Source organism: Streptomyces sp. LN549, from assembly GCF_043203805.1.
Taxonomy (GTDB): domain Bacteria; phylum Actinomycetota; class Actinomycetes; order Streptomycetales; family Streptomycetaceae; genus Streptomyces.
The window spans coordinates 8,435,393-8,451,699 of record NZ_JAZHRI010000002.1; the positions used below are offsets into that span (position 1 = coordinate 8,435,393).

Sequence of the window (16,307 nt, forward strand, 5' to 3'; positions counted from 1 at the left end):
ATGGGGAACAGCCGGGGACGGGGCCGGGTGCGGCCGGGTCCCGACGGTGGCCGGAACTCGCTGTGCCCTTGTCATCACCCGCTGTCTGCACATAAGTTGACCGCTTGCGACGTGTCCTACTGCCTGTGGGGGAGCCACATCATGGCCGCGAACGGACGGCACCGCAGATACCAGCCGAGCCGCATCAACCGTGCTTCGCTCACGGTCACGGCGGGCGGCGCGGGCATTGCGCTCCCGCTCATCACCGCCGCATCGGCCGGTGCGGCGTCAGGAGATGTCTGGGAGAAGGTCGCCGCGTGCGAATCCACCAGTAACTGGCACATCAACACGGGCAACGGCTACTTCGGCGGGCTTCAGTTCACCCGCTCGACCTGGGCGGCCTACGGTGGCACGGTCTATGCGCCGCGCGCGGACCTGGCCACCAGGGACCAGCAGATCGCCATCGCGGAGAAGGTCCTTCAGGGTCAGGGCCCGGGTGCCTGGCCGGTCTGCTCCGGGAAGGCGGGCCTGACGCGGGGCGGTGACGGACCCGACATCAGCCCGCAGACCGAGCGGACAGCAGAGGCCGCGACGTCGAAGAGGGCCGGTTCCCGGACTTCCTTGCCGACCAGGGCCGAGACGAAGAACGCCTCGGTGGCCGCCACCCCGACGACGGTGCCGGGCAAGCGCGACTCGTACACCGTGGCCGGCGGGGACTCGCTCTCCGCGATCGCAGCAGACCGGCGTCTGGAGGGCGGCTGGCAGCGGCTCTACTCGGCGAACCGCAAGGTCGTCGGTGACGACCCGGACCTGATCTTCCCGGGCCAGCGTCTGAGCCTCGACCTGGCAGGGACCCCGAGGACGACCGTCGGCGCCGCTCCGAAGCAGGAGGCCAAGTCGGAGCCGCGGGCGAAGGAAAAAGCAGCGCCCGCACCGAAGAGGACGGCCCAGCCCGAGCGCAGGCAAACAGCCCAGCCCGAGCGAAGGCAGACGGCCCAGCCCGCGCAGCAGGCGAAGCCGAAGCCGGCGGCGCAGCCGAAGCAGACACAGCAGGCGAAGCCGAAGCCCAAGAAGGCCGAGAGCCACAGGACCGAGACCCGCAAGACCGAGCGGGCCGAGAAGCACTCCGGGCTCACCGCACCGGTGGCGGCTCGCACGGGCACCCCCTACCACCAGGCAGGTTCCTGGTCCAGCGGCTACCACACAGGCGTCGACTTCCCCGTGCCCACCGGCACGTCGGTGAAGGCGGTCGCGCCCGGCACGGTCGTCTCGGCGGGTTGGGGCGGTGCGTACGGCTACCAGATCGTCATCCGGCACGGCGACGGCAAGTACAGCCAGTACGCGCACCTGTCGTCGCTCCTCGTCCGCTCCGGCCAGCACGTCGGCGGAGGGCAGCGCATCGCCCGCTCCGGCTCCACCGGCAACGTCACGGGGCCGCATCTGCACTTCGAGATCCGGACAGGACCCGACTACGGTTCCGACGTCGACCCGCTCGCCTACCTCAGGGCGGGCGGCGTCAGGGTCTGAACGCCGGGGCGCTCACCGGCCGCGGCGGTGGCGGAGGCGGTGGACTCCGCGGATGACGCGCCCTTTCGCGCGGCGCCTTTGCGCGGCCGCGGGTCCGGTCCGAACTCCGCCTGACCCACCCGGCGCTCCAGCGGTGTCCGTACGGGCAGCGGCAGCGGGGCGGGAAACGTTTCCGCGGCCGCCACCGGCGGCATCATCGGCGCCATGGGTTCGGGCAGGGCCACCACGGTCGGCGTCGTCGACCGGACCGGCCGGAGCGGAGTGCCCGCCGTGTCGGTCGTTGTGCCCACCGGGTCCGGCGAGCCGGCGGGCCCGGCGAAATCCGCCGCGTCCTCGCTCCGGGCGCCAGGGGACAGGGGCCCCGGCGGAGGCGCGGCAACGGCGGCGTCGTCGGACGCCGTGCCCGTGCGGGCAGCGGTCTGCGGGCGCTCGCCGTCGCCGGCGATGTGCCGGCCCTCGCGGCGCTCCGCGCTGATCCGTTCCGTGGTGAGCATGATCAGTCCGCCGGCCGCGACGGCCCCGCAGGCGAGGGCGAGCATCGTGCCGGTGGTGCCGTAACGGAACTGCTCACCGAACAGCGTGATGCCGACCGCAGCGGCCACCACCGGGTTCACCACGGTCACCGTGGCGAGCGGGGCCGTCAGACCCGCGCCGCGGTAGGCGGCCTGGGACAGCAGCAGCCCGGCCCCTGCGAGTGCGGCGATCACCAGCAGCGTCGGAAGGCCCGCGCCCACCGAGCCCGAGGTCCACTGCATGGCAACGGTCTTCGTGAACACCGAGGCGATACCGAAGGCGACCCCAGCGGCCCCGGCCAGGACCACGCTGCGCATCACCGGCCGGCGCATGGCCTTCGCGACCAGGATGAGCGCGGCCACCGCACCGAACGTCACGATGGCGAGCATCAGTTGCTGCGGCCCGCCCAGGGAGTGAGCATCGGAACTTCCGGTCAGGGCCAGCAGTCCCGCAAGCCCCACCGTCGCCATGACCGCGCCGCGCCAGGCGGTCGCCCCGGCCTTGCGGCGGACGAAGAGGGCGGCCATCGGCAGGGCGAAGACGATGGTCAGGGCGCCCAGCGGCTGCACGAGGCTGAGCGGACCGTACGCCAGCGCCACCACGTGCAGGACGGCGCCCACGCCGTTCAGTGCCACCGCGGCCCACCAGACCCGGTTGCGCAGCGGTGCGAGTGAGCGGCCGTCGGAGGCCGTGGCCACGCGTTCCTGGACGATCGCCCCGGCCGCGTAGGCGACCGCGGAGATCAGTGACAGGAGCACGGACAGCGCGAGGGAACTCATGTACACCACGATCTCCCTTCAAAGCGCCCGCGTCGTCGTCCCTGAGACGGCGATTCGGCGTACTGCTTTGGTAGTACGGGAGTGGTCCCGGTGTCCTCCTCCCGACGGTAGTCCTCCCTGTGGCCGACGTCAGAACGATCATCCCGCACAGCTACGGTGAACCGCGAGCCGCGGCACTGCCGGTGTCCGCGGGGTCACATCAGGTGGCCGGGTGGAGCGGGAGGCGGCAGCGCGATGGACGAGAACGAAGGGGCGGGCCCGGGCGGGTTCTTCGCGTTGCGGACGGCGCCGGTGCCGGACGGTGGGCATCTCCCGCTGGCACGGTTGTACGCGGGGGAGGACGCACCGCTCAGATCCCGGATCGACACGGTGGCGGAGCGGCTCGGCACGTCCGAACGACGGGTCGCCGCCTCGGTCGCACATCTGGGGCTCGCCGCGCGGCTGTGGTCGACCGCTCTGGGCCCTGCGGCCCTCACCGGTGGATTCCCCGGTCTGCGGGCCGAGGACCTTCACTGGGACTCCCGGCTGTCCGCCCCGGAGGACCTGTGGCTCGATGGAGGCGCCCTGCTTCCTGGTTCGGCGTCCCGGATTCGGGAGGCCGTCCAGTACGGCCATCTCGAACCGCTCGGCGCGGCGATCCGCCGGGACACCGCCGTGCCGGTGCGCCTGCTGTGGGGCAACGCCGGATCCGCGCTGGCGGGAGCCGTGCGCCAGTTGGCCGTGTGGGCGCGTGCGCACGGCAGGCCGGACGTTGCCGCGCGCACCCGCGCCCTGGCCGCCGAACTCTTCGACCACGCGGATCTGCGCGACACGGGCGCACCGCACGGTCCGGGCTTTCGCAGGCGCTCCTGTTGTCTCTACTACCGGGTCCCGGGCGGTGGGCTGTGCGGTGACTGCGTCTTCGACGAGGCCCCCCGCAGACCGCCGGGGCGGCCCGGCCCGGTCTGAGCGGGGAGGGCGCGGCCGGCGGCGGTCAGAGCCTTTCGGGTGTCTGCCGCCGCCGTGCGGTATGGACTGCACCGGGTGGAAAGGCGCGGGCTGCGAAGTCGACGCAGAATGGTTCATCTCTGCGACGAAGGGCTCGGACATGCAGCAGTCCACCGCGAGGGCCATCGGTGCCGGACTCCGTGCCCGCATCCGTAGGACGATCGGCGCCGGGCATGGTTCTTGAACTCGTCGTCATCGGCCTGGCCATCAACGTGGGGCCCCTGCACAACAGCGCGTTCATCCTGCTGCTCTCCGCGCCCCGTGGCGTCCGGAAGGGACTGGCGTTCATCCTGGCGTGGCTCGGCTGCCTGGTCCTGGTACTCGCCGCGGTGATTCTGCTGACCGGCGGCAAGCCGCCGGCTCCCCGAAGCGCTCCCTCCACGGTCGCGCTGGCGCTCAAACTGGCGCTGGGTGTCGGAATGGTGGCCTACGCGGAGTCGAAACGGCGGCGGGGCGGAAGCCGGCGACCGCACCGCACCCCGAAGTGGCTGGGCGGGCTGGACAGCGCCTCCGGGTGGACCGCCGCGGGGCTGGGCGTCATTCTGCAGCCCTGGGGTCTGGTCGCCGCGGGCGCCGCCACGGTCGTCCAGGCGCATCTGTCCTCGCTCGGCTCGTACGTGGCGCTGCTGGCCTTCTGTCTGCTGGCCACCTCCGGCCTGCTCGCGATGGAGTTGTACGCCACGTTCCGGCCCACGAAGTCGCGGGTGAGACTCGCTGCCCTGCGCGACTGGACCGAAAGCCATCAGGACCAGGTGGTCGTCACGTTGTCCCTGCTGGTCGGAGTGTGGCTGGTCGCCAAGAGCATCTACCAGCTCGTCTGATCCACGGCTCCCGAAGGCCTGCCGGGCATGCCGGAAGGCGGCGTGCCCGAAGTCCCACCGGGCATGCCGGAAGGCGGCGTGGCGTTCCGGTCCGCGCCGTGGTGCCGGGGGCTCTGACGTGGGCTCTTCCGGTATTCCTCCGCTCCGCACACGGGCTTGTCATGGACCTGGACAGCGCCGCATGCGGCGTGCTGTCATGCCAACTGCCATTCCTTCCAACGTTGTACATCGTGTTGCAACGAGCCGCCACCCTTCCTCACCAAGGAGGATCCGTGCGCATCGACAAGAGACTGATTCTGTTCCTGGCTGCCGCCGTCGGGGCCGCCGGACTGTCCGCCGTACCCGCCGCTTCGGCGGCCGGGCAGGACTCCGGAGGCTCCACCGAAGTGCAGGGGCTGAAGGGGGAGTACTACACCCAGTCCGCCCCGGGAGCCTTCGACTTCGGGGAGCTCAAGGCCACCGGATTCGACCCCTCCATCGACTTCCCGACCCTGGAGTCGCGGCTGACCTCGGCCACCGGACAGGCCGACGACGCCAGCATCCGGTGGACCGGGAAGATCGTGCCGGAGAAGACCGGCGCTCATACGTTCTCGATGATCGGGGACAACGGCTTCCGCCTCTGGATCGACGGAAAGCCGGTCATCGACCACTGGGTCGACGACTGGGAGAAGGAACAGACCTCCCAGCCGGTCGAGTTGACCGCCGGTACCGCCTACGACTTCAAGGTGGAGTACTTCGAGCACGAGGGAGGCTCCAACCTCCATCTCAAATGGACCGAACCGGGCGGCACCGAGGTGCCGGTGCCGCAGTCGGCCTTCCGGCTGCCGGACGACTTCGCGTACGACGGGGCCACAGGCGCCACCGTGCTCGCCGACGGCCGCACCCTCAAGCTCGACTTCGCGCAGAAGCTCGGCGCCCTGCCGGCCGGTCTGGTGAACCACCTGGACGCCGTGATCGGCGGGGCCGAGTGGCCGCTCGGGGCGGTCAAGGCCGACCCGGCCGACCCGCGCAGTCTGACCGTCGCCCTCAAGGAACCGGTCGTCGGGAACAAGGCCGGCGACGCCACGGGCCTGGCCGACATCCGTTACGACGGGGACGGCGCACTGTCCGGCGAGGACGGCAAGGCGGTCGGTGCCTTCTGGTCCAGCGGGCCCAACCACTCGACGTACCAGCTCCGCACCGAGTGGGCCGACGAGGTCGGGCCGAAGAACGCCCTGCCCGAGTACCCGCGCCCCCAGCTCACCCGTGACAACTGGCAGAACCTCAACGGTTCATGGGAGTTCGCCGCGGCGAAGGCGGGGGAGCAGCCGCCGGTGGGGAAGAAGCTCGGCGAGAAGATCCTCGTCCCGTACCCGGTCGAATCCCAGCTCTCCGGGATCGAACGGCACGAGGACCGCATGTGGTACCGCCGGACCTTCACCGTCCCGAAGGACTGGAAGGTCGGCTCGGGCAAGCGTCTCCAGCTGAACTTCGGTGCCGTGGACTGGCAGTCCGAGGTGTACGTCAACGGGCACAAGGTCACCGAACACAAGGGCGGTTACGACAAGTTCAGCGCCGACGTCACCGACGCGCTGAAGCCCGGCCGCACCCAGGAGCTGATCGTCGGCGTCTACGACCCGACCGACGCCAAGGACGGCGAGAACCCGCCGATGGGCAAGCAGCGCCTCGACCCCAGCGGCATCTGGTACACCCCGTCCTCCGGTATCTGGCAGACCGTCTGGATGGAACCGGTCGCGGCCGACCACGCCGACTCGCTGAAGCTCACCCCGGACGTCCAGGGCGAGAGCGTCGCCGTCGAGGTGCGCGGTGTACGGGACGGGGTGCCGGTCACGGCGACCGCGTACGACGGGAAGCGCAAGGTCGGCACCGTCACAGGGCGGACCGGATCGGCGCTGAAGGTGCCCGTCCCGGACCCGCGCCTGTGGTCCGCCGACGATCCGCACCTCTACCAGCTGAAGGTCACCGTCGGATCCGACCGGGTCGGCAGCTACTTCGGCATGCGGTCCATCGCCGTCGAGAAGGTGAACGGCACCCCGCGCACCGTCCTCAACGGCAAGCCGGTCTTCCTGATGGCCACCCTCGACCAGGGCTTCTGGCCGGACGGGCTGCACACCGCGCCCACCGACGAGGCACTCGCGTACGACCTGAAGATGCACAAGGCGATGGGCTTCAACTCGGTCCGCAAGCACATCAAGGTCGAGCCCGACCGCTGGTTCTACTGGGCGGACAAGCTGGGCCTGATGGTCTGGCAGGACATGCCGGCGATGAACACCGTCAATCCGTCGGCCGCCGCGCGCGCCGAGTACGAGCACGAGATGAAGGAGATGATCGACGAACACTCCAGCCACCCGTCCGTCGTCATGTGGGTCACCTTCAACGAGGGCTGGGGGCAGTACGACGAGGCCCGCATTGCCGACCAGGCCAAGGCCTGGGACCCGACCCGGCTGGTCAACAGCATGTCCGGCATCAACCTCGGCGTCGACGGCGGGACCGGGGACATCATCGACGAACACGGCTACCCGAGCCCCGCGCTGCCGAAGCCGGACGGTCAACGGGCCCTGATCAGCGGTGAGTACGGCGGACTCGGCCTCGCGGTGCCCGGCCACGCCTGGGCCGTGCAGCAGTCGTACATCGCGGTCGACCAGGCCACCTACACCGACGACTACCTGACCAAGCTCGACGAGGTGCACGCGCTGGCCTGCAAGGGCAGCAACGGTGCGGTGTACACGCAGATCTCCGACGTGGAAGGTGAGCTGAACGGTCTGCTCACCTACGACCGCAGGGTCGTCAAGCCCGATGTGAAGCGGGTCCACGACGCCCAGCAGGCGTTGATCCGCGACGCGTCGAAGCCGGTCGTCGCGGGCTGCCCCACCGCGTGACCCGTGGTGCCGCTCCGGTCCGCCCCGCATCGGGCGGACCGGAGCGGCATCGTCCGACCCCTTGACGCGGATCAACGGGGAACCAAGAATGATCGCGCTCTGACAACGTTGTCCGAAGGAGTAATCCCATGCACCGGATCCCACGGCCGCGACTGCGCGGCCCGGCGGCCGCACTCGCCGCCGCCGCGCTCCTGGGCGGTGTCCTCACCACCGGGGCCACGGCCCAGGCCGCGCCCCGGACCGACGGCCGGCTGACCGACCTGGTCAACCCGTTCATCGGTACTCAGAACGAGGGCAACACCTACCCCGGCGCCTCCGTGCCCTTCGGCATGGTGCAGCTCTCCCCGGACACCGGCCACAACACCGGGTACGACTACGGCGAGAACCACATCCGCGGCTTCTCCTCGGTCCATCTCTCCGGCGTCGGCTGCGGCCTGGGCGGCGACCTGCCGACCCTGCCCACCACCGGTGACATCACCGAGACCGACTACGCGAAGTACGCGGCCGAGTTCAGCCACGACGACGAGAAGGCGAGCCCCGGCTACTACAAGGTCGGGCTCAAGACCGGTATCGACGCGGAGCTGACCGCGACGCAGCGCACCGGGGTGCAGCGCTACACCTTCCCGGCCACCGACAAGGCCAACGTCCTGCTCAACGCGGGCCAGTCGCTGCACAGGACGCTGTCGTCCGAGGTCGAGATCCTGGACAACCGCACCGTGCGGACCGCGATCACGGGCAGTGGCTTCTGCCAGGACACCAAGCCGTACACGGTCTACACCGTCACCCACTTCGACCGGCCGTTCACCACGTCCGGCACCTGGAACGGCGACACCGTCACCGAGGGTTCGAAGAAGTCCTCGGCCACCGACGCCCGCAACGGCGCCTGGCTGCGCTTCGACACCAGCAAGGACCGCACGGTCGAGGCCACCACCGCCCTGAGCTACGTCGACGCCAAGGGCGCCGCGCTCAACCTCCGTGCCGAGGGCGGCCGCACCTTCGACCGCGTCGAGCGCGCCGCGCAGCGCAGCTGGGAGGCGCGCCTCGAAGGCGTGAAGGCCCAGGGCGGCAGCGACGAACTGCGCCGCACCTTCTACTCCTCGCTCTACCGGTCCTTCCTCGCGCCCAACGTCGGCAGCGACGTCGACGGCCGCTACACCGGCTGGGACCAGAAGAAGCACCGGGCCGAAGGCTTCACGTACTACCAGAACTGGTCACTCTGGGACACCTACCGCACCCAGGCCCAGCTCCTCTCGCTACTCGCCCCGCGCGAGTCCCGCGACATGGCGATATCCGTCCTGCGGATCGACGCCGAGAGCGGCTGGCTGCCCAAGTGGGGCTACGGCACCGTCGAGACGAACATCATGACCGGTGACCCGGTCACCCCCTTCCTCACCAACGCCTACCAGCAGGGTCTGCTGAAGGGGTACGAGGAGGAGGCGTACCGCGCCCTGAAGAAGAACGCCGACGGTGTACCGGCCGCGGACTCCGCACCGGTGGGCCGCGAGGCCAACGTCGAGTACCTGAAGGACGGCTTCGCCCCGTACATCAAGGACCGTCCGCACGCCAAGCCGGGCGACTCCGACTACGACCACGGCGCCTCCGCCACCCTGGAGTACGCCCTGTCCGACGGCATGCTCGCCGAGATGGCCCGCGACCTCGGCCACGACGCCGACGCCGCCCGCTACGACGCCCGCGCCCAGAACTACCGGAAGATCTTCGACCCCTCGACCGGCTTCTTCCGCGCCCGCGACGCCTCCGGCGCCTTCACAGGCCCTGCTGATCCGGCGCAGAGCGAGGGCTTCCACGAGGGCACGTCCTGGCAGTACCAGTGGATGGTGCCGCAGGACATCCCCGGCATGGTCGACCTGATCGGCGGCAAGGACTCAGCCAACCAGCGGCTCGACTCCTTCTTCGCGTACGACGAGCTCCTCGCCGACCCGGCGAAGACCGCGCGCGAGGTGTGGGTCAACGGCCCCTACGCGTACTACAACGCCGACAAGTACAACCCGCAGAACGAGCCCGACCTCATCGCCCCGTACACCTATCTCTCCACCGGCCAGCCGTGGAAGACGACCGATGTGGTCCACGCGGCCCTGACGCTCTTCACCAACGGGCCGACCGGCATGACGGGCAATGACGACCTGGGCACCATGTCCGCCTGGATGGTGCTCTCCTCGATCGGTGTCTTCCCGGTCCAGCCGGGCACCGACACCTGGGGTCTGTCCACGCCGGCCTTCGAACGCGTCGACATCGAGCTCGACCGCCGGTACTACCCGCGCGGATCGCTCACGGTGAGCGCACCCGGAGCCTCGGACACCGACCGCTACATCCAGTCGGCCCGGCTCGACGGTGCGCAGCAGTCGCGCACCTACCTCACCACCGACGACATCCGCTCGGCCCGTTCGCTCTCCTTCACGGTGGGCAGCGAGCCGTCGGCCTGGGGCACCTCGCCCGAGGACGCCCCGCCCGCCCTGGGCTGAGGCGAACACCGCACGGCACGCGAGCGCCCTTCCCCCCGTCCGGCGGGGGGAAGGGCGCTCGCGTGCCGTGGCCTCAGGCGGGCAGCGGCGGGTCGATCGCCTCGGCGACGGTCGGGAAGACCGGAAGAGCGCTGTCGAGGCCCAGTACCCCGATCAGCCGTTCCATGAAGGGGGACGGTGCGGCGAGCCGCAGCCGGGGGCCCAGCAGGGTCTGGCCCTGAAGAAGCACGTTGACCGTCGTCGAGTCCGCGAAACTCACGTCCGAGAGGTCGACGACGACCGGCCCGTCGCCGTCCGATGCCGCGCTCTCCAGCGCGGCGCCGAGGGGGGCGACGTTGTCGATGTCGAGGTCACCCGTCACGGCGAGGACCAGCGATCCGTGGTCCTGCCGTGGGACGATTCTCATGGCTCTGTCGGCACTGGGGGATGGAAGCACGGTCACCTCGTGATGCACTGGACGGCGGGGGAGAATGCCGGTTGATGTGGACGGTCCGGTGCAAGTCCGTCCCTGGTCGCGGCGGGTGTCGGCCAACGATAGAAGTAACAGTTGCCATTTGACAACATTCTTCGCGGGGCAACAATCTGTACCCCAATGATCAACCTACGCACCCCGCAAGGAGTGCCTCGGTACGCGGAAGCAGGGGCTGAATGAAGCTAGGCGCTGTCTGCGATCTCGTCGCGGAGCCGGTCGGCCGGGCTCCGGCCGGCGGCGAGCCGCTGCGATGCAGCCGAGCGGAAGGCGGCGAGCCCGGCGGTGAGCGCCGCCACCTCGGCGGGCTGCATCCGCTCCAGCACGGCGGAGAGCTCGCGCGTGCGGATCGCCCGGCACTCCTCCAGGAGGGCGCGGCCCCGTCCCGTCAGCCGGAGCTCGACCTCACGGCGGCTCGTCGGGCTGGGGTCCCGCTGGACGAGGCCCATGGCCTCCATCCGGTCGCAGAGCCTGCTCACCGATGGGGCGCGCGAACCGAGCGCCTCACCGAGCGAGCGGAGGTTGCTGCCCTCCTGCCGCTCGATCACGAGCAGGGCCCGCAGCTGCGAGGGCGAGACAGTGCCGGGAGGCGCGGCCTCCTGGCCGCGGCCCCACAGCACCTCCAGCAGTTCGGAGGCGGCGCAGACGTCCTCGGAAACCCGCTCGAGACGGTGGGGAAGGCCGGAGCGGTGGGGCATCCTTCCACTCTGTCATCCGGAGCGTCCTCCTGTCAGCCCGGCCCCGTCCCTGTCACCCGACGAAGAATGAGCGGAAGACCGTGAACGCCCGTACCGAAATCGAACGAGCCGTACGTGCTGCCGCGCCGCACGCCCTGGTGGAGACGGTGCGCGACGCACTCGCCACCGCGTACGACGCCCGGTCGGTGCAGCTGCTGCTGGCGGACTACGGCATGAACGTGCTCAAGCCGGTCGGCACCGCACCGGAGCACGAAAGCGCTCTGTCGATCCACAACAGCCCGCAGGGCCGCGCCTTCGGCAGCCAGCGCCCGCACGAGGAGCCGGCCGGTGGCGGCGACCAGGTCGACCATCACTTTCCCGTGACGGTACGCGGCGAGCGCCTCGGAATCCTCAGCGTCCGCCTCCCGGCCGACGCGGCCACCCCGCAGACCATGGACGAGCTGGCCCACGTGGCCGACCTCCTGGGCCACGAGATCGTCGTGGCGGAACGGGACACCGACCACTACCGGCGGGCCCGCCGCATCAACCGGCTCACGCTCGCCGCCGAGATGCAGTGGCAGCTGCTCCCCGCCCGGGCCTTCACCGCGGCCGAGTACGCCATCGGCGCGCAGCTGGAACCCGCCTACGCCATCCACGGGGACAACTTCGACTGGGCCGCGGACGGCGACCAGCTGACCGTCTCCGTGACCAACGGCCTGGGCGAGGGCATCCAGGCCTCCCTGCTCACCAGCCTCGCCGTGAACGCGTTGCGCAACGCCAGAAGGGCCGGGATCGGCATCGCGGACCAGGCCGCCCTCGCCGACCAGGCGCTCTACGAGCAGCACCGCGGCAGCGCCCATGTATCGACCGTGCTGCTCCGCTTCGACCTCGCCACCGGAAGGGTCGGCGCGGTGGACGCGGGCTCTCCGCAGCTGTGGCGGCTGCGCGGCCGGACGGTCGCCCGGGTGGAACTGGACGCTCAGCTGCCGCTCGGCATGTACGAGGAGTCGCAGTACGTGGTCCAGAACCTTCAGGCACTCCCCGGCGACCGGCTGCTGCTCGTCAGCGACGGGGTGTACGACACCGTGTCACCTCACGGCGAGGCGTACGTGGAACGCGGCCTGGCCAGGGTGATCCTCGCGACGCGGCTGCTGCCCGCGGCGTCGGTCCCGGGCGCCGTCCTGCGCGAACTCGCGGACTACCGCGCCGCGGACACGCTCGATGACGCGCTGGTCGTCTGCATCGACTGGTTCGGCAGACAGGGGAATGACGGCTGACGCCACGGCCCGTGCGCCGCCGGGGCTGATCAGCTACTGAGCATGAACTCGGCACGGATGCGCTTGCCGACCGGCACCCGCTCGGCCGTCAGGCGGTCGCACAGGGCCACGACGATCTCCATGCCGTGCCCCCCGAGCCGGCTCGGGTCGGGGGAGTAGAAGACCGGGAGCGCGCTGCTGCTGTCGTACACCGTCACGCTGATGCGCTCGGCGGTGCCCTCCAGCTCCAGCAGGTAGGGACCGTGGCTGTAGCGGTCGGCGTTGGTGACCAGCTCGCTCACGGCGAGCATCAGATCATTGCGGGTGTGCGTGCCGAGCACGGCCATCCACTCGGCGACGAGCCGCGCGAGAAAGCGGTCGGCCAGGGCGCGCGCCTGGGCGATGCACCCCGGTTCGCCGTCGAACACCTCGGCGCTGTGCAGTGTCTCCGTGGGCGGACAACTCCTCGGGGAGTCGTCCGGCCGGGAGATGGCCTGTTCGTTCATGTGCTCCAGCCAGGGCGCAGCGGGGGAGGCCGTGGACCTCTCTTCTCGCTGATCGTGTACCCGCGTCGGGAGATCCCACGCCCGGGTGATGTCAGCAGATATTACGCACGTCCGGGAAGCCGCACCACGGTCACGAAGAACTCGTCGATCTGGCGGACCGCCGCGATGAACTGGTCGAGGTCGACCGGCTTCGTGACATAGGCGTTGGCGTGCAGTTTGTAGCTGCGCAGGATGTCCTCCTCGGCGGAGGACGTGGTCAGCACGACCACGGGAATGAGCGAGAGCTCGGGGTCCTGCTTGATCTGCTCCAGCACCTGGCGCCCGTCGTACCTGGGCAGGTTCAGGTCGAGCAGGATCAGGTCGGGACGCGGGGCGTCACCGTACGCGCCGCGGCGGTAGAGGAAGTCGAGCGCCTCCTGTCCGTCGCGGACCACATGGAGCGTATTGCGGATCTTGTTGTCTTCGAACGCCTCACGCGTCATGAGCTCGTCGCCGGGGTCGTCCTCGACGAGAAGGACCTCGATGGGCTGTACGGGGTTGGTCACGCGGTGTCTCCGGAGCTCTCGTCGGGCCCGGCCGTTTCCACGGCTGCTGCCGGGGAGGTGTCGGCGTCGGCGGGCAGGCAGAAGTGGATGCGGGTGCCCTGGCGGGGTTCGGGGTCGAGCCAGATGCGGCCGCCGTGGAACTCGATGATCTTGCGGCAGAGGGCGAGTCCGATGCCCGTGCCGTCGTACTCGTCGCGGGCGTGCAGACGCTGGAAGATGACGAAGACCTTCTCGGCGAACTCGGGAGCGATCCCGATGCCGTTGTCCGTCACGGTGAAGTGCCAGACGTCCTCCTCCCGCACACAGTCGACCGTGACGACGCACGGCTCGTCCGGGCGGCGGAACTTCACCGCGTTCCCGATCAGGTTCTGCCAGATCATCGCGAGCGTCGTCGCGTCACCGTTCACCTCGGGGAGCGGGTCCGGACGTACGACCGTGGTTCCCGACTCCTCGATGACCAGTGCCAGATTGGCCAGGCCCCGGTCCAGAGCGTGGTCGAGATCGACGGTACTCCAGCTGTCGTGGACCCGGCCCACCCGGGAGAAGGTGAGCAGGTCGTTGATGAGCACCTGCATGCGCTTGGCGCCGTCGACCGCGAAGTCGATGTACTGCTTGCCCCGCGCGTCCAGCTCGGTCCCGTACCGCTTGTCCAGCAGCTGGCAGAACGACGCGACCTTCCGCAGCGGCTCCTGGAGATCGTGCGAGGCGACGTAGGCGAACTGCTCCAGCTCTGAATTGGAGCGGCGGAGCTCCTCCGTCTGCTGTGCCAGCAGCTCCTCGCGCTCCTGGGAGGCGTCGAGCTCCTCGACCAGCCGGCACCTCATGTCCTCGACGGCGGCGGCCACGGCCCGTACGTCGGACGGCCCGCGCACCTGGATCCGCCGGCGGAAGGTGCCGGACCGCACCTGGCGGGAGGCTTCGGCCAGGGCGTTGAGCGGCCGTCCCACCACCCGGTGCAGCAGCAGGCTAAGGGCGATCACGCACACGACGAAGCAGGCCACGAGTGCGATCAGCGCCTTGTCGCGTGTGGCACGTGCGTCGGTGAGCTGGTCACGCGCGTGGTCCCTGGCGGCGTCGAGATGGGACTGCTGCGCGGTGTAGAGGCGCCGGAGCGTGTCGAAGGCCGCCTTGCTCCCGGCGGTCCTGGTGGACGACCGGCCCTCCGGGCCGTCGCGCCGGACGGAGGCGATCAGCGGTTCGGCATGCTTCTTGCGCCACTGCGCCGAGGCGGCGGCGATCCGGTCCAGATCGCCGTCGTACGGGTCGCCGGCGCCCATGGCGTCGCGGACCCGCGCCAGGTGCCGCTGCTCGTCGAGCTTGCCGCTCGCGTACGGCTGCAGGAAGGAGGGGTCGCCGGTGAGGGCGTAGCCACGGACCCCGGTCTCCTGGTCGAGCAGCGCGTTCTGCAGCTGGAAGGAGGCCGAGCGGGCCGGCTGGATACGGTCGACGAGTTCGGTGGTCCGGTCGGATATTCGGGCCAGGACGAGTCCGCCGACCACCAGGCAGCCGCACACGACCAGGACGAAGCAGCCCAGGATCAGATGGACCCAGTTCTGGACCGACAGCCGCGCCAGACGTCCTGGCCGCTGCGGGGTGTCGTCCGGTGAGTCACTGCTCATGAGGTGTCCTTTTCCAGGCGAGATGCAGCACGGCCACGTCGTCGGCGAGGCCGCCGTACGGAGCAGCCCCCTCGGTGGCGCCGGCGACCAGCGCGTCGACGAACGGCCGGGCCGGCAGCGCGGACAGGTCCCGGGCCATGGCCAGCAGGCCTTCCTCGCCCAGCCGGGTGTCCTGTCCGGTGCGGCCCTCGAACAGCCCGTCGGTGAAGAGTACGAGACCGGCGCCGGGTGCCAACGCGTGCTCGGTCGAGACCCACTGGCCGTGGCCGGGCAGCAGGCCGAGCGCAATGCCGCCCTCGGGCTCCACCCACTCGATGTCCGTTCCGTCGCGCAGCAGGAGCCCCGGGTGTCCCGCCCTGACGATGACGACGTGGTCCCCGCCGGGGGGAAGGACGAGCGAGGTGACGGTCGCGAAGACATGGGGATCGGAACGCTCCGCGACGAGGATCTCCTCGAGCAGCGCGAGTTGTTCGAGTTGGCCGGTGCCGCACAGGACCGCGGTGCGCCAGGCCACCCGCAGGCAGACCCCGAGCGCGGCCTCCGCAGCACCATGTCCGGACACGTCGCCGATCACGGCGTGGACTGTGCCGTCGGGTCTCTGGACCACGTCGTAGAAGTCGCCGCTGAGCAGTCCGTGGGCGCGGCCCGGCTCGTAACGGGCGACGGCCTCGAAACCGTCGTCGTGCAACAGCGGGACGGGCAGCAGCCCTCGTTCGAGGCGCGCGTTCTCCTGGGCCATCAGCTGTGTGGCGCGCAGGGCGGCCGCGGCCCGCTCGACCTGCTTGCGCTGGAGGGCGTAGCGGACCGCGCGCGACAGGGCCTGCGGGTCGATCCGCCCCTTGACGAGATAGTCCTGCGCACCGGCGGCCACCGCGTCGAGCCCCGCCTCGGCCTCCGCCAGGCCGGTCAGCACCACGATGGCGGCGTCCGGGGTGGTCTCCAGGATCCGGTTCACGGCACTCAGCCCGTGTACATCCGGAAGGTGCAGGTCCAGCAGGACGCAGACGGGTGTCCGATGGCCGCGCAGGAAGGTCAGCGCCTCGGTCAGGGTCTTGCACCAGGTGAGCGCGGAGTCCAGCTCGCCGTCGGCGAGCATCTCCTCGACGAGCAGGGCATCGCCGGCGTCGTCCTCGACCAGGAGGATGGCGGCGTTGAGGTCCCAGACGGAAGGCCGTTCGGCCGGTACGGAGCCGGCCTGCACCGGAAACGCCGCCGCGACCGGGTGCCGGGAGTGGGAGCTGGTGCGCATCTCAGCCACGGTTCACCCTCT

General features: G+C 70.4%; 13 protein-coding genes. 6 read left to right on the top strand and 7 right to left on the bottom strand.

The window, feature by feature from the left end:
• The first annotated feature begins 141 nt into the window (after positions 1 to 141).
• The gene (locus SH922_RS37280; protein WP_393062954.1) at positions 142 to 1,506 is read left to right on the top strand and encodes a transglycosylase family protein; all 1,365 of its coding nucleotides are present in this window, start codon (positions 142 to 144) and stop codon (positions 1,504 to 1,506) included.
• Here the strand turns inward: SH922_RS37280 and SH922_RS37285 are convergent.
• On the bottom strand, positions 1,476 to 2,807 hold the full coding sequence (locus SH922_RS37285) for a DMT family transporter (RefSeq protein ID WP_393062955.1): 1,332 nt from the start codon (positions 2,805 to 2,807) through the stop codon (positions 1,476 to 1,478). The genes SH922_RS37280 and SH922_RS37285 overlap by 31 nt on opposite strands.
• 225 nt (positions 2,808 to 3,032) lie before the next feature.
• Here SH922_RS37285 and SH922_RS37290 point away from each other — a divergent pair, with 225 nt between their 5' ends.
• From SH922_RS37290 to SH922_RS37305, 4 genes are all read left to right on the top strand, one after another.
• The gene (locus SH922_RS37290; RefSeq protein ID WP_393062956.1) at positions 3,033 to 3,746 is read left to right on the top strand and encodes a (2Fe-2S)-binding protein; all 714 of its coding nucleotides are present in this window, start codon (positions 3,033 to 3,035) and stop codon (positions 3,744 to 3,746) included.
• 212 nt (positions 3,747 to 3,958) lie between these two features.
• A complete protein-coding gene (locus SH922_RS37295; protein WP_393062957.1) occupies positions 3,959 to 4,606 on the top strand; it encodes a GAP family protein in 648 nt (215 codons plus the stop codon).
• A 272-nt stretch (positions 4,607 to 4,878) separates the two neighbouring features.
• Positions 4,879 to 7,485 (top strand): PA14 domain-containing protein, encoded by a 2,607-nt coding sequence (locus SH922_RS37300; protein WP_393062958.1) that lies wholly within the window; start codon positions 4,879 to 4,881, stop codon positions 7,483 to 7,485.
• Positions 7,486 to 7,613: 128 nt separating this feature from the next.
• The gene (locus SH922_RS37305) at positions 7,614 to 9,965 is read left to right on the top strand and encodes a GH92 family glycosyl hydrolase (protein ID WP_393062959.1); all 2,352 of its coding nucleotides are present in this window, start codon (positions 7,614 to 7,616) and stop codon (positions 9,963 to 9,965) included.
• Between the two features lie 73 nt (positions 9,966 to 10,038).
• Here SH922_RS37305 and SH922_RS37310 read toward each other — a convergent pair whose 3' ends face one another.
• Positions 10,039 to 10,371, bottom strand: coding sequence for an STAS domain-containing protein (locus tag SH922_RS37310; protein WP_393062960.1), 333 nt, complete (start codon positions 10,369 to 10,371; stop codon positions 10,039 to 10,041).
• 248 nt (positions 10,372 to 10,619) lie between these two features.
• Complete coding sequence (locus SH922_RS37315) at positions 10,620 to 11,132, bottom strand: MarR family transcriptional regulator (protein WP_393062961.1); 513 nt, start codon at positions 11,130 to 11,132, stop codon at positions 10,620 to 10,622.
• Positions 11,133 to 11,212: 80 nt separating this feature from the next.
• Between SH922_RS37315 and SH922_RS37320 the strand changes: the two genes are divergently transcribed.
• A complete protein-coding gene (locus SH922_RS37320) occupies positions 11,213 to 12,388 on the top strand; it encodes a PP2C family protein-serine/threonine phosphatase (protein ID WP_393062962.1) in 1,176 nt (391 codons plus the stop codon).
• Positions 12,389 to 12,417: 29 nt separating this feature from the next.
• On the opposite strand, the gene SH922_RS37325 is transcribed toward SH922_RS37320, so the two are convergent.
• From SH922_RS37325 to SH922_RS37340, 4 genes are all read right to left on the bottom strand, one after another.
• Positions 12,418 to 12,873 carry an ATP-binding protein gene (locus SH922_RS37325; protein WP_393062963.1) on the bottom strand — a complete coding sequence of 152 codons (456 nt, stop codon included), beginning with the start codon at positions 12,871 to 12,873 and terminating at the stop codon, positions 12,418 to 12,420.
• Positions 12,874 to 12,974: 101 nt separating this feature from the next.
• Entirely contained in the window at positions 12,975 to 13,418 is a 444-nt protein-coding gene (locus tag SH922_RS37330) for a response regulator (protein ID WP_136325649.1), read from the bottom strand.
• The gene (locus SH922_RS37335; RefSeq protein WP_393062964.1) at positions 13,415 to 15,037 is read right to left on the bottom strand and encodes a CHASE3 domain-containing protein; all 1,623 of its coding nucleotides are present in this window, start codon (positions 15,035 to 15,037) and stop codon (positions 13,415 to 13,417) included. The genes SH922_RS37330 and SH922_RS37335 overlap by 4 nt, the downstream gene beginning before the upstream one ends.
• Positions 15,027 to 16,286 (bottom strand): PP2C family protein-serine/threonine phosphatase, encoded by a 1,260-nt coding sequence (locus SH922_RS37340; RefSeq protein ID WP_393062965.1) that lies wholly within the window; start codon positions 16,284 to 16,286, stop codon positions 15,027 to 15,029. The genes SH922_RS37335 and SH922_RS37340 overlap by 11 nt, the downstream gene beginning before the upstream one ends.
• Positions 16,287 to 16,307: the final 21 nt, after the last annotated feature.

What these genes read in the sequence shown, in the direction of transcription:
- SH922_RS37310 (WP_393062960.1), bottom strand. Translation starts at nt 10,371, where the DNA reads ATGAGAATCGTCCCACGGCAGGACCACGGATCGCTGGTCCTCGCCGTG.
- SH922_RS37290 (WP_393062956.1), top strand. Translation starts at nt 3,033, where the DNA reads ATGGACGAGAACGAAGGGGCGGGCCCGGGCGGGTTCTTCGCGTTGCGG.
- SH922_RS37340 (WP_393062965.1), bottom strand. Translation starts at nt 16,286, where the DNA reads ATGCGCACCAGCTCCCACTCCCGGCACCCGGTCGCGGCGGCGTTTCCG.
- SH922_RS37305 (WP_393062959.1), top strand. Translation starts at nt 7,614, where the DNA reads ATGCACCGGATCCCACGGCCGCGACTGCGCGGCCCGGCGGCCGCACTC.
- SH922_RS37325 (WP_393062963.1), bottom strand. Translation starts at nt 12,873, where the DNA reads ATGAACGAACAGGCCATCTCCCGGCCGGACGACTCCCCGAGGAGTTGT.
- SH922_RS37280 (WP_393062954.1), top strand. Translation starts at nt 142, where the DNA reads ATGGCCGCGAACGGACGGCACCGCAGATACCAGCCGAGCCGCATCAAC.
- SH922_RS37315 (WP_393062961.1), bottom strand. Translation starts at nt 11,132, where the DNA reads ATGCCCCACCGCTCCGGCCTTCCCCACCGTCTCGAGCGGGTTTCCGAG.
- SH922_RS37295 (WP_393062957.1), top strand. Translation starts at nt 3,959, where the DNA reads ATGGTTCTTGAACTCGTCGTCATCGGCCTGGCCATCAACGTGGGGCCC.
- SH922_RS37335 (WP_393062964.1), bottom strand. Translation starts at nt 15,037, where the DNA reads ATGAGCAGTGACTCACCGGACGACACCCCGCAGCGGCCAGGACGTCTG.